Annotated in this window: 10 protein-coding genes; 4 read left to right on the top strand and 6 right to left on the bottom strand. The window is 71.5% G+C overall.

The window, feature by feature from the left end:
- Window positions 1-57: 57 nt before the first annotated feature.
- Entirely contained in the window at window positions 58-1,071 is a 1,014-nt protein-coding gene (locus CPZ01_RS01180; RefSeq protein WP_096393037.1) for a lysylphosphatidylglycerol synthase transmembrane domain-containing protein, read from the top strand.
- Window positions 1,072-1,859: 788 nt separating this feature from the next.
- Here the strand turns inward: CPZ01_RS01180 and CPZ01_RS01185 are convergent.
- The 3 genes from CPZ01_RS01185 to CPZ01_RS01195 all read right to left on the bottom strand — a co-directional run bounded on the left by CPZ01_RS01185 (window position 1,860) and on the right by CPZ01_RS01195 (window position 5,226).
- Window positions 1,860-2,324, bottom strand: a complete 465-nt coding sequence (locus CPZ01_RS01185) for a hypothetical protein (RefSeq protein WP_096393038.1) — start codon at window positions 2,322-2,324, stop codon at window positions 1,860-1,862.
- Between the two features lie 64 nt (window positions 2,325-2,388).
- The gene (locus tag CPZ01_RS01190; RefSeq protein ID WP_096393039.1) at window positions 2,389-4,161 is read right to left on the bottom strand and encodes a DUF2070 family protein; all 1,773 of its coding nucleotides are present in this window, start codon (window positions 4,159-4,161) and stop codon (window positions 2,389-2,391) included.
- Window positions 4,162-5,226, bottom strand: coding sequence for a glycosyltransferase (locus CPZ01_RS01195; protein WP_096393040.1), 1,065 nt, complete (start codon window positions 5,224-5,226; stop codon window positions 4,162-4,164). It lies immediately after the preceding gene.
- 272 nt (window positions 5,227-5,498) lie between these two features.
- Here CPZ01_RS01195 and CPZ01_RS01200 point away from each other — a divergent pair, with 272 nt between their 5' ends.
- Together CPZ01_RS01200 and moaC are read left to right on the top strand one after the other, a co-directional pair.
- Window positions 5,499-6,962, top strand: coding sequence for an NAD(P)H-hydrate dehydratase (locus CPZ01_RS01200; protein ID WP_096393041.1), 1,464 nt, complete (start codon window positions 5,499-5,501; stop codon window positions 6,960-6,962).
- Complete coding sequence (gene moaC, locus CPZ01_RS01205; protein WP_096393042.1) at window positions 6,955-7,497, top strand: cyclic pyranopterin monophosphate synthase MoaC; 543 nt, start codon at window positions 6,955-6,957, stop codon at window positions 7,495-7,497. The genes CPZ01_RS01200 and moaC overlap by 8 nt, the downstream gene beginning before the upstream one ends.
- 35 nt (window positions 7,498-7,532) lie before the next feature.
- Here moaC and CPZ01_RS01210 read toward each other — a convergent pair whose 3' ends face one another.
- A complete protein-coding gene (locus tag CPZ01_RS01210; RefSeq protein ID WP_096393043.1) occupies window positions 7,533-9,275 on the bottom strand; it encodes a formate--tetrahydrofolate ligase in 1,743 nt (580 codons plus the stop codon).
- Window positions 9,276-9,330: 55 nt separating this feature from the next.
- Entirely contained in the window at window positions 9,331-10,515 is a 1,185-nt protein-coding gene (locus CPZ01_RS01215) for a glycine cleavage system aminomethyltransferase GcvT (protein WP_096393044.1), read from the bottom strand.
- A 133-nt stretch (window positions 10,516-10,648) separates the two neighbouring features.
- On the opposite strand from CPZ01_RS01215, the gene CPZ01_RS01220 reads away from it, so the two are divergent.
- Window positions 10,649-11,311, top strand: a complete 663-nt coding sequence (locus tag CPZ01_RS01220) for a S26 family signal peptidase (protein ID WP_096393045.1) — start codon at window positions 10,649-10,651, stop codon at window positions 11,309-11,311.
- Window positions 11,312-11,744: 433 nt separating this feature from the next.
- Here CPZ01_RS01220 and CPZ01_RS01225 read toward each other — a convergent pair whose 3' ends face one another.
- Window positions 11,745-12,353, bottom strand: a complete 609-nt coding sequence (locus CPZ01_RS01225) for an NYN domain-containing protein (RefSeq protein ID WP_096393046.1) — start codon at window positions 12,351-12,353, stop codon at window positions 11,745-11,747.
- Between the last annotated feature and the right edge of the window lie 81 nt (window positions 12,354-12,434).

Below are 12,434 nucleotides of genomic sequence, written 5' to 3' on the forward strand. Positions count from 1 at the left end.
GTCGTCCCGGCGGACGCGAAGCAGACGTTTCAAGTTCGCTACGGCGTCACCTGTTCTATGGAAGGCCCACAACGGCGCGCGCTGATCCTCGGGTCGGCCGGCGCCGTCCTCCTCTTCGCGGTGCTGTTCGTCGTCGTCGGGGTCGACCGCGTGGTCGACGCGCTCGCGGCCGCCGCCCCGGCCCTCGTCGCCGCGGCCGCGGGCCTCGGCCTCTGCTGGCTCGCGGCGTGGAGCCTCATGCTCCGCGCCGTGCTGGGCGCGCTCGACGTCGAGATGTCGGTCTGGACCGCCTTTTTGGTCTACAGCGGCGCCGCCTTCGCGAACAACGTCACCCCGTTCGGGCAGGCGGGCGGCGAGCCCGTCGCCGCGGCGCTCATCTCGAAGGTCGGCGAAGCCAGATACGAGACCGGCCTCGTCGGCATCGCGAGCGTCGACGTACTCAACGTCGTCCCCTCCGCGTCGCTCGTGTTCCTCGGCGTGGGGTCGTACGCGGCCACCACCGCGGTCGGTGACCGCGTCGGGTTCGCCGTCGCGAGCGCGGTCGCGCTGATCGCCGCGATCGTCTCGGCGATCGCGTTCGTCTGGCGCTACCGCGTGGCGGTCGTCGACCGCGTGCCGGGCGCGGTCGGCCCGTTCCTCGGTCGGTTCGACCGGTTCGACGCCGAGGCGGTCGAGGCCGGTCTCGCCGACCGACTGGGGAACTTCTTCGCCGACATCGAGCGGGTCGGCACCGACCGCCCGCGGCTCCTCGGGATCGTCGCGCTCTCGCTCCTCGGCTGGCTCTTCCAGGCCGCCGCGCTCACCGTCGCGTTCGCCGCGGTCGGGCACCCGATCTCGCCGCTGGTCCCCGTCTTCGTCGTCCCGCTGTCGTACGTCGCGGGCGCGACGCCGCTGCCCGGCGGACTCGGCGGTATCGAGGCCGCGCTCGTCGGCCTGCTCGTCCCGACGACCGGCGTCGCCGCCCCCGCGATCACCGCCGCGGTCTTAGTCTTCCGCGGCGCCGTCTACTGGCTCCCGATGGTGATCGGCGGCGCGTCGGCCTCCACGCTGGGCGTCAAGGCGTTCGAGTAGGGCGGCTCCGTCGGAATCCCTCTCTTTAGATGTATTCCCGTGGCTCTGTTGAAACCCTATTCTTCAGACATATTCTTGCCTGAAACAGCCGGTCGATGAGAGTTGCTTCTCGATCGGTTTCGGGAGTGGGTGTAGTACGTTGTGAGTGGGGCCGTTTATAAGGAGGATCGCGGTGTTGCTGTCGGCTATTTATAAGTGATCACCGCTGCTGGGATGCCAGTCTCCAAAGCCCCAGTCGCTTGCTTATAAATGGTTGACTGTGGATCGACCACAAACGGCTTCAAAGCCCCAGCCGGGAGGACTCGATGCGCTCGCTGTGGTCCTCGGTCGGTCGCTATCGCTCCCTCCCTGTGGTCCTTGCGTCGCGCGTCTTCGTCCTCCCGGCTGCCCCTTTGAGTCCCACCCCGCACGGCACCGCAGCCTCACGCCTCCCCAGCCTCGCGGTTCGCGCTCTCCGAGCGCTCACCGCGTCCAGCGAGGGACCTTCGGTCCCTCTGGCCGCCGGCGGCTTCGCCGCCGGCGACCTCGCGGGCTGGCTCGCGGCCGCCGATGGCGGCCGCTCGCAGGCGCGCCACCGCACCGCCTGCCATTTATAAGCGGTTGTCGCCGTCGCTCACGGTTATTTAAATACTATATCCCTGCTACCGATCTGCGATACTCACTCCCGCTATCGCTCACCGCCACCTCCGTACTGAGCGATTCAGAGCGCAAACCCGGCGATTGCTGAGAATTTAAATACTGTCCGGAGAGCGGGAGCGTCCGAGCGGGGCGAGGAGTCGGGCGTCGAGTCACCGCACCGAGCGCCGACGCAGTCCCGCCCCCAGCGCGAACGCCGCGCTCCCGAGCGTGAGCGCGACCAGGAGCGCGACGATCGGCCCGATCCGAAGCCCGGTCAGCAGTTCGGCGCGAGGACGCAGCGCGACGATCGACGGGCGCGGGACCGCGTAGCCGCCGTCGCCGAGCGTATCGCCGCGGACGAGCGCCGCGAGCGGCGGGACGACGAAGATCCAGACGGTCGCGAGAAACGACGCTCCCCACCCCGCGACGAGGCCGCCGCGGTGGCGGCCGGCGTACCCGGCGCCCGCGAGGCCGACCGCGACGAGGGCGGCCCAGATCGGGTACCGCCCGGTGGTCCGTATCGGCTCCCACGGGAGGGCGACGAGGAGCGACGCGGCGACGAACGCGGCCGCGACGGCGCCGAGCGCGCGCTTCGGGGACCGGCCGGTGCCGAGGAGGAGGGCTCGCGAGACCATGGGGACGCGTCGACAGGAGCGCACAAAAAAGACGGGGGACCGCTCGCTCGGGAGCGACCCCGCCTCAGAAGAAGAGCCACAACACGAGCAGCACGTACAGCGTCACGAGCGAGATGAGCGTCAGCCGGATGAGGATGTTGACGCTGAACACGAGCCCGTTGTAGTCGTTCTTCAGCAGCTTCACCGGCTCCGTGCGGCGGCTCTCGAACCCGACCGTCGCGGGCGCGACGTCGTCGACGGCGCGGTCGACCGCGCGCTCGATGGCGTCGGTGTCGGACTCGCGCATGTTCGCCAGCTCGTGGATCGACGCGTGGGTGTCCGTCGAGAAGGGGATCACGGCGTCGAACTCGTCGCGGTACGCGTCGGCGGTCGCCCGCACGTCCGGGGTGAGCCCGTTCGTGTCGACGCCGATCCACAGCACTTCTTGGTCGCCGACGGACTCGACCATCGCCAGGGCATCCTGCCCGGTCCGCGTCAGGGCGAACCCGGCGGCGTAGTCGTCGGTGAGGGGTGCGTCGGCGAGCCGATCGCGGAAGTCGTCGAACGCGCGCTTGAGGCGGTCGGCCTCGGCGGAGCCGTACTGGATCTCGGCGTCGGGGCCGTTCTGGATGTCGTGTCTGTGCTGGTCGATCAAAAGCACGTCGTCGTGGTCGACGTCGCGCATGAACACGCCGGTGTCGTAGTCGTCGATCCCCTCGCCGTGGAGGACGATCACCTCCTTGTCGCCGATTCGACGGCCGTGGAATCGCACGTCCGCGTACCCCTCGCGCTCGCCGTACGACTCCGTGACGAGCCGCGACGCGCGCTCGGTCAGCTCCGGCTCGGCGACCGCGTCGAGGATCCGCTCCGCGTCAGCCGGGTTCGAGAGGTCCTCCTTGTGGGTACACGGGACGTGGAAGAAGAACCCGGCGTCGCCGTCCGAGGCCGCGCCGGTCCCGCCGTCGATCGCAGCGGCCTCGGTACCGCCGTCGGCGGCGGCCGCGGCCCCGGAGGGGTCGCGCCCCGCGACGTCCCCTCGACCCCCGTTCAGCGCGTCGATCAGGTTCCCGCTCAGCTGACCGCCGCCGAACCCCCCGAGCGGGCCGGGGTGGACCCACGGGGCCGCGACCGTGAGGCGGCTCCCGTTGTCGACGGCGAACGTCTCCACGGACGGTCGGGCCTCGACGCCCAGGTCGAGCGACTCGCGGTCGTTCCGGAGCAGTCCGGAGGTGAGCGCGAACGCCGAGACGTCGGTGTTGCTCTTGATCAGGTAGTCGACGACGAGGAGGACCAAGACGAGGAACCCCGCCGCGATGAGCAGCGAGGCGAACGCGAACACGTGACGGTACGTCGAGAACCCGAACTCGCTGCCGCCCAGCGCGTAGAACGCCGCGATGAGCAGTCCCGGCTCGACCAGCGAGGCGAGCAGGATCCGGTCGGAGCGGTCGATGCCCGTCGAGACGACGAGCACTAAGATGTTGACCAGGTACAGCGTGATGAAGCTCAGCCAGATGATACTCCAGGCGTTCCCGACGTTGTTCGCGCCGGTGAGCACCAGCGCGTACACGAACAGGACGAACTGCGAGGTGAGCGCGAGGAAGTAGCTCCACGGCCGCGGGTAGCCGTCGAGGACGCGGGGGAACAGCTCCGCGGCGACGACGAACGGAACTAAGAAGATGAGGGCGGCCACCGGCACGATCCGAGACGGGTCCGGCGCGAACGGCGTGAAGAGCCAGATTCCGCCGAACGTGCCGACGGCGTACACGGCGCTGAGCACGACGAGCGCGGCCGCCTGAACCCTGAGGGGTGGGACCGAAAAAATGAACCGCTGGAAGGCGTCGACGTTGTCCGCGCCCATCTACGCGGTCACCCCGTATATCGATTCGAGCTCGTCTATCGTCTGTTCCACCGAGAACTGCTGGACGGCCGCGCGGGTGTCCCTGTCGCCGTCGAGGCAGTCGCGGACCGCGCGCTCCATGTCGTCGAGGTCGCCGAGCGCGAAGCGGGCCCCGTTCTCGGGGCCGATCGTCTCGTCGAACGGCGCCACGTCCGCGGCGGCCACCGGGGTGCCGCAGGCGTTCGCCTCCAGCGTCGAGAGGCCGAGCGTGTCGCAGGTCGACGCCGTGACGAAGACGTCGAGCGCGGCGTAGAAGTCGGGGAGTTCCTCCCGTGGGAGGAAGTCGTGGAACCGGACGTTCGCGGGCGCGTCGGCCTCCAACTCCGCGCGGACAGGTCCCTCGCCGACGAGTTCGAACCGGACCTCGGGCAGCCGCTCGGCGAGCCGGAGCGTCTCGTCGACGTTCTTCTTGTGCGTCATCCGGCCGCTGTACCCGACCACGGGCGCGTCCGCCGCGGTCGGACCGCCGTCGGTCGCCAGCGCGGCGACGCGGCCGTTCTCGCTCGGCCGGAACCGGTCCATCTCGATGCCGACCGGGAGCCGAACCGGGTCCACGTCGCGGCGGATCCGTGAGGTCGAGGCCGTGACGCAGTCGAACGCTCTCAGGAATCGGTTCTCGTAGGCCACGTACGCCCGACCGGCGAGCGCGGCGAGCCGCTCCGACTTGAGCCCCTGGACGAAGTAGTCCTCGATCGGAGTGTGGTGGGTGTACACCGACGTCGCGCCGTGCCGCTTCGCGTACCGAAGCCCCATCAGGCCGGTCGACGCCGGGCCGTGACAGTGGACGACGTCGAGGTCGGGGAGCGTCGACAGGCGGCGGTAGGTCGGGAGGCGGTACTGTCGGTAGAAGGGGTTCGGCAGCGACGGGACCGGTATCTCGCGCTCGTCGGGCTCGTGGCTGCTCTCCGGGTACACGACGTACACGTCGTGGCCCCGGGACTCGAGGCGGTCGCGCCACGCCTGAATGGTGTAGGTGACGCCGTCGATCCCGGGGAAGTAGCTGTCGGTGAAGAAGCCGATGTTCATGGTCGCCGTCGTGGGTGGAGGGGTCGCGTCCGGCCGCGGCGGCCGACGTCGCGGTCGGAGGGGCGCGCGTCGGTCGCGGCGTCGCCACGGCCGGCGGCTCGGTCCGGTCGGTGGCCGCCCGCGACGACAGATGCTACCGGTACCACTGTTGGTCGCGAGGTTCTCCACCTGACCGCTTCAACATTTTCATTTCCCGATGCGACGGGGACGCCGCGACCCCGACCGCGCTCGGACCCCGTCCGCTTAATCCCCGGCCGCGCGTACTGCCGGCCATGATCACGACCGACCGCATGGCGGCCGTCGACGCCAACGCGGCCGCGCTCGGCGTGCCACGAAAGCAGCTGATGGAGTCGTCCGGCAACGCGGTCGCCCGCGAGGTGCGAGCCGCCGCGGATCCCGGCGCGACCGTCGCGCTCGTCTGCGGGCGCGGGAACAACGGGGGGGACGCCCTCGTCGCGGCGCGGTTCCTCGGCGGGTACGACGTCGCGGTTCACCTGCTCGGCCGCCCCGAGACGATCCGGACCGACATCGCTCGGGAGAACTGGGACGCGCTCGAAAACGCCGAGATCCCGAGAGAGGCCGTCTCGGACTCGCGCCAGTTCGATCTCGGCGGGCCCGACGGCGACGACCCGGACGTGGTCGTCGACGCGATGCTCGGCTCCGGGGTCTCGGGCGGCCTCCGCGAACCGGAACGGACCGCGGCCGCCGCGATCAACGCGAGCGACGCGACGGTGATCGCGGTCGACGTCCCCTCCGGGATAGACGCCGACACGGGCGACCCGACCGGTAGCCCGGAGTCCGATCCGACCCCCGTCGACGCCGACCGCGTCGTGACGTTCCACGACGCGAAGCCCGGGCTAGCCGCGCTCGACGCCGAGATCACGGTCGCCGACATCGGAATTCCGGCCGCCGCGGAGCGCTTCACCGGGCCCGGCGACCTGCTCGGGCTCGACCGCGACCCGGACTCGCACAAGGGGGACAACGGCGAGGTACTGGTGGTCGGCGGGGGACCCTACACCGGCGCGCCGACGCTGTCCGCGCTCGCCGCGCTCCGCGCCGGGGCCGACCTCGTCCGCGTGGCGTGCCCCGAGTCCGTCGCCGACGCGGTCCAGGGGTTCTCGCCGAACCTCATCGTCCGCGCGCTGCCCGGCGACCGCGTCGGGCCCGCCCACGTCGAGCGGGTCACGTCGCTCGCGGCCGGGAACGACGTCGTCGTCCTCGGCCCGGGGCTCGGGGGCGGCGACGGCACCGAGGCGTTCGTCCGCGAGTTCCTGACGGCGTTCGAGGGGCGCGCGGTCGTCGACGCGGACGCGCTCCGGGTCGTCCCCGAGGTCGACACCGACGCCGACCTGATCTGTACGCCGCATCAGGGCGAACTCGTCGGGATGGGCGGCGAGACCGCGGCGGACCCCGACGAGCGCGCGGAACTGGTCCGCGAGTTCGCCGCCGAGGCGGGTCACACGCTGCTCGTGAAGGGCGCCGTCGACGTGGTCGCCGACGGCGACGACGCGCGGCTGAACCGCACCGGCAACCCCGGAATGACCGTCGGCGGGACGGGAGACGTGCTAGCGGGGACGGTCGGCGCGCTGGCGGCCGTGACGGAGCCGTTTCACGCGGCCGCGGTCGGCGCGTACGTCGTCGGGCGCGCGGGCGACGCCGCCGCGGCGGCGAACGGAGCCGGACTGGTGGCGACGGACTTACCCGACCGGCTGCCGGAGGCGATGCGTGATGAGTGAGGACGAAGGCGGCGGGTCCGGAGGCGGAGAGAGAGCCGAGTCCGCGGCCGGGAGCGCGGACGCGCTGACCCACACCGACGACGCGGGCGACGTCCAGATGGTCGACGTCGGCGCGAAGCCCGACAGCAGCCGACGCGCGGTCGCCCGCGGCGAGATCCGGCTGACGCCGGAGACGGTCGCCGCGGTCGAGGCCGACGCGGTCGAGAAGGGCGACGTGCTCGCGACCGCCCGGATCGGCGCGGTTCAGGCGGTCAAACACACCTGGGAGACGATCCCGATGTGCCACCAGATCCCGATCACGAACGTCGACACCGACTTTTCGGTCGGCGACGACCGGATCGGACTGACGGTCGCGGTCGAGACCACCGGGAAGACTGGCTGCGAGATGGAAGCGCTGGAAGGCGTCACGACGGGGCTCAACACCGTCTGGGACATGGTGAAGGCCGCCGAGAAGGACCCCGATGGGGGGTATCCGGACACGCGAATTTCGGACGTCGAGGTCGTCGAGAAGCGGAAGGAGACGCTCGGGGAGTAGGTCCGCGGTCGCCCTGGCCCGACGCGGCCTCCTGATCAGAACAGCCCGGTCACCTCGCCGTCGGCGTCGACGTCGATGTCCTCGGCGGCCGGCTCGGCGGGGAGCCCCGGCATCGTCATCACGTCGGCGGTCTTCGCGACGACGAAGCCGGCGCCCGCCGAGGGCGTCACCTCGCGGACGGTGAGCGTCCACCCCTCAGGGACGCCGGTGAGCGCGGCGTCGTCGGACAGCGAGTACGGCGTCTTCGAGATACAGACCGGTAGGTCGCCGTGCCCCCACCGCTCGACGCGCTCGACGTCGTCGGCGGCGCCGTCGACGTACTCGACACCCGCGGCGCCGTACACCTCGCGAGCGACGGTCTCGATCTTCTCGCGGACGGGCGCGTCGACGTCGTACAGCGGCGCGAACGATCCCGTTCCGGCGCGCTCGCGGACGAGCTCGGCGAGGTCGGTCGCGCCCGCGCCGCCGTCGCGGTAGGCGGTCGAGCGCGCGACGGGGATCCCGCGGTCTGCGATCGCCTCCTCCAGCGCTGCCAGTTCGGCCTCCGTGTCGTCAGCGAACACGTTGATCGCGGCGACCGTCGGGACTCCGAACGACTCGGCGATCGAGACGTGTTTCGCGACGTTGCCGACGCCGGCACGCACTGCGTCGGGGGCCGGCTCCGCGAGGGCCTCGAAGTCGGTCGGCCACATCTCCAGCCCGTGGCGCTTCGCGCCGCGGACGGTGGCGACCACGACCGCGACGTCGGGGACCACGCCCTCACGGGCGACGATGTTCCCGAACTTCTCCGCGCCGAGGTCGGCGCCGAAGCCGGCCTCCGTGACGAGGTAGTCGGCGAGCGAGGCGCCGACCCGGTCCGCGACGAGCGTGTTCGTCCCGTGCGCGATGTTCGCGAAGGGGCCGCCGTGGACGAACGCCGGGACGCCCTCGACCGTCTGGACGAGGTTCGGGCGGAAGGCGTCGCGGAGCAGCGCGGCCGCGGCGCCGGTCACACCCAGATCGTCGGGCGTCACCGGCTCGCCGTCAGCGTCGGCCGCGAGGACGATGCGGCCGATTCGGGCTTTTAAATCCTCCAGGTCGGACGCGAGCCCGAGGACCGCCATCAGCTCCGAGGCGGCGGTGATGACGAACTCGTCCTCGCGCGGGACGCCGCCGGTCGCCCCGCCGAGGCCGACGACCGTCTCGCGGAGCGCGCGGTCGTTGACGTCGAGCGCGCGCGGCCAGTGGACCCGCCGCGCGTCGACCTCCGCGTCGTCTCCCTGATGGAGGCGGTTGTCGAGCGCGGCCGCGAGGAGGTTGTGCGCCGACGTCAGCGCGTGGATGTCGCCGGTGAAGTGGAGGTTGATCGCCTCCATCGGCAACACCTGCGAGTAGCCGCCGCCGGCCGCGCCGCCCTTGATCCCGAAGACGGGGCCGAGCGACGGCTCGCGCACGGCGACCGCGGTCCGCTCGCCCAGCGCGGCGAGGCCCTGGCCGAGCCCCACGGAGGTGACCGTCTTCCCCTCCCCCTTCGGGGTGGGCGACATGCCGGTCACGAGGACGGTCGTCCCGTCGGCTTCAGCCGGTCCGTCGGCCGTCCCCGTCTCACTACTGACGGCCTCGCGCACCGCCGCGTGCGTGAGCTTCGCGACGCCCTCGCCGCGGCGCTCGACGTCGTCGGGGGAGAGCCCCAGATCGGCTGCGACGTCCTCGATCGGGCGAGGATCGGTCGCTCGCGCGACGGCGAGGTCGGATTCCGGTACGCCGGTCGCGTCGCTCGCGGAACCTGTTGGCGCCATACCGGCACTTCTCAGGCGGCTCCCATGAGCGTTGCTCGGTCCTTGGTGACGAGCCTCACCGATCGAGGAACGGCGGGATCACGACCTCGGCGGGCTTCTCGTCGCCGCGCACGACGACGCTCACCTCGGTGCCGGCGTCGGCGTACGACTCGTGGAGGTAGCCTAAGCCGATCGGCTCGTCGAGCGTCGGGCTCATGGTCCCGGAGGTGAGCTTCCCGACGCGGGTGAGGTCGCCGTCGGTGACCGCGTAGCCGCCGCGGGGGACGCCGCGCTCCAAGAGGCGGACCCCGACGAACCGCTCGTCGACGCCCTGCTCCTTCTGGGCCTCCAAGGCGTCGCGCCCGACGAACTCCGTGTCGAGCTTCACGACGAAGCCGATCCGCGCCTCGTAGGGCGTTCTGGGTTCGTCCTCGGGGTCGAAGTCCTGCCCGGACAGGAGATAGCCCATCTCGGTGCGGAGCGTGTCGCGCGCGCCGAGCCCGCACGGCTGCGCCTCGCGCGGCCCGTCGACGAACGCCGCCCAGACGGCCTCGGCGGCGTCGGCGGGACACATCACCTCGAAGCCGTCCTCGCCGGTGTAGCCGGTGCGCGCGACCCAGCTCTCCGTCTCCGCCACGGCCGCCGCCGTCGCCTCGAACTTCGAGAGGTCGACGACGCGGTCGCGGGGCGTGGCCTCGTCGAGGGCGTCGGCCGCGTCGGGGCCCTGGACCGCGAGCATCGCCCAGTCGTCGGTGGCGTTCGCGACCGTCGCGTCGAGGCCCCACTCGTCGCGGTGCGCGGTCCAGCGGTCGAACATTTGGCCGTCGTGGCCGGCGTTCGGCACGAAGAGGTACGCGGGGTCGCCGCTCGGCGCGTCGAGGTCGCCGCCGTGGGTCGCTTCGAGCTCCGCGAGCGACGCGGCCGCTTCGCCGGCCGCCGTGCCGTCTGGGAGGCGGTAGACGACCGTGTCGTCGAGCATCACGCCCTCCTCGTTCGTGATCGCTGCGTACTGGGAGTCGCCGGGGTCGAGCGCGCGCACGTCGTTGGTCGTGAGCCGGTTCAGCAGCTCGGTCGCGTCCGGGCCGGATACCTCGATCTCGCCCATGTGCGAGACGTCGAAGACGCCGACGGACTCGCGGACAGCGGCGTGTTCCGTCTGGATCGAGTCGAACTCGACCGGCATCTGCCAGCCGCCGAAGTCGGTGAACTTGGCGCCGCGCGCGTCGTGAGCGTCGTGGAGCGGAGGGAGGCGGTCGGTCATACCCGCACCTCATCGGGACGAGCCTAAGGTGTTGTGCCATCGGCGGTCCGCTCGGCGGCGGTCGGTATCGTTCGCGGTCGTCGTTCCCCCGCCGGCCGACAGCCTCAAGCGGTCGCCGGCCCCCGTATCGGGCGTGAGCAGCCGTCGCCCCGATCGCACCGGCCTCGTCGCGCCCGCGGTCGCGGTCCTCCTGATCGCGGTCCTCCTCGGCGCGCTCGTCGGCACCTGGCCGCCGTTCGTCGCGGTCGAGAGCGGCAGCATGGCGCCGGGCGTCGAGCGCGGCGACCTCGTCGTCGTCACCGCGGCCGACCGCGCGCCGTGGGGGGACCTCTCGACCGCCGCCGACCCGGACGCGCCGACGCGCCTCGGCGGGACGGGCGACGTCGTCGTCTACACCGTTCCGGGCGCCGGTGAGAGACCGGTGTTCCATCGCCTGGCATTCCCCGTCGAGGCCGGCGAGGACTGGACGGATCGGGCGGACCCGGCGCTCCTCGCGGGCGACTGCGGCGAGCTCTCGACCTGTCCGGCGCCGTACGACGGGTACGTCACGTACGGCGACGCGAACGAGCTGTACGACCAGAGCGCCGGCATCGCGCCGGTCGTCCCCGACGAGTGGATCGTCGGCAAGGCGCTGTTCGCGGTGCCGAACCTCGGCTGGATCCGTGTGTGGGTGGACGCGGCGGCCGCGCGGTACGGCGGCGTCGCGACCGGCGTGGTCCTCGTGGGCGGCGCGGGCCTCGCGGGGGGCGTCGGCGCGCTGCTTCTGGGACGGTTTCAGCGCGGGAGGCGGCGATGAGTCTGTCCGGTGGCAGCGATACGCTATTTAAATATCTATGAACGGCGGCAGCGATTACTTATAAACGCGGTACGGTCGGCGCGCGCCTCCGAGCGGCCGCCCCCGACGGCCGCGAGGAGCCCGTGCGAGGGAGTCGGTGGTCCGGAGCGAAGCGGAGGACCACCGACGAGGCTGGGGAGGCGTGAGGTGCTGTGCGGTGCGGGGGCGGGACTCAAAGGGGCAGCCGTGAGGCGGGCGCAGGCGACGCAAGCACCGCAGCGAGGAAACGTAGTGACTGAGCGAGGAGCGCAGCGAGCGTGCGCCCGCCTCACGGCTGGGGCTTTGGAGATGGTTTCGGCCAGTCCGCAGTAAACCGTTTATAAGTGAGCGGCTAGAGCTTCGGAGGCGCTCGCCGTCGATCTGCGACGTATCGAAGCGAACTCAACTCCCAGTGCTACTGCGTTGAAGCCGATTCGGCCCCCGACTCGTCGCCGCCGTTTTCGATTACATCGTCCTCGTCGCCGTCGAGCGTCACGGAGCCGTTGGCGGCGTTCCGGAGCGCGTCGGAGCGCCCGAACTCGCCGGGTGCGATGGCGAGCGTCCGGATCCCGTAGCCGTTCGCGGTCTCGACGACCGGCTTGAAGTCCGTGTCGCGGGAGGCGATCGCGAGGGTGTCCATCCGGCCTTCGGCCGCGAATCGCGCGGCGTCGACCGCGAGCTTCACGTCCACGTCGCCGCTCGTGATCACGACTTCGAAGCCGCGCGCCTCCGCGGCCTGAATCAGCCCCGGCGTCGCGTGCTCGTCGAGGTACAGGCGGGTCGTCACCAGCGGTCCCTCGGCCTCGCCGGCCCGCCGCACGTCGTCGAGGTCGACGTCGAACTCCTCGCGCAACACGTTGGGGCCGTCGACGAACAACGCCACGCCGCCGGCGTCGACGTCCGTCACGCCGTCCGGTCCGACCCCGTCTTCCGGTCGGATCTCGTCGTCTGCGCTCGGCTCGGCGTCAGCGGTCGGCTCGCCATCCACGTTCGGCTCGCTCTCCGGCCCGTCGCCTCGGTCCATGGCCGGCCTTCGCCGTCGCCGGAGATAGGTATGGTGATTCCGCTCAACGGCGGGTCGCGGCGCCGCCCGATCGTTTCGGAA

This window comes from Halorubrum trapanicum (genome assembly GCF_002355655.1).
GTDB classification, from domain to species: domain Archaea; phylum Halobacteriota; class Halobacteria; order Halobacteriales; family Haloferacaceae; genus Halorubrum; species Halorubrum trapanicum_A.

Coding starts and splice junctions, on each gene's coding strand:
- CPZ01_RS01180 (WP_096393037.1), top strand. CDS start 58: ATGGAAGGCCCACAACGGCGCGCGCTGATCCTCGGGTCGGCCGGCGCC.
- CPZ01_RS01215 (WP_096393044.1), bottom strand. CDS start 10,515: ATGACCGACCGCCTCCCTCCGCTCCACGACGCTCACGACGCGCGCGGC.
- CPZ01_RS01190 (WP_096393039.1), bottom strand. CDS start 4,161: ATGGGCGCGGACAACGTCGACGCCTTCCAGCGGTTCATTTTTTCGGTC.
- CPZ01_RS01200 (WP_096393041.1), top strand. CDS start 5,499: ATGATCACGACCGACCGCATGGCGGCCGTCGACGCCAACGCGGCCGCG.
- CPZ01_RS01225 (WP_096393046.1), bottom strand. CDS start 12,353: ATGGACCGAGGCGACGGGCCGGAGAGCGAGCCGAACGTGGATGGCGAG.
- moaC (WP_096393042.1), top strand. CDS start 6,955: ATGAGTGAGGACGAAGGCGGCGGGTCCGGAGGCGGAGAGAGAGCCGAG.
- CPZ01_RS01185 (WP_096393038.1), bottom strand. CDS start 2,324: ATGGTCTCGCGAGCCCTCCTCCTCGGCACCGGCCGGTCCCCGAAGCGC.
- CPZ01_RS01195 (WP_096393040.1), bottom strand. CDS start 5,226: ATGAACATCGGCTTCTTCACCGACAGCTACTTCCCCGGGATCGACGGC.
- CPZ01_RS01210 (WP_096393043.1), bottom strand. CDS start 9,275: ATGGCGCCAACAGGTTCCGCGAGCGACGCGACCGGCGTACCGGAATCC.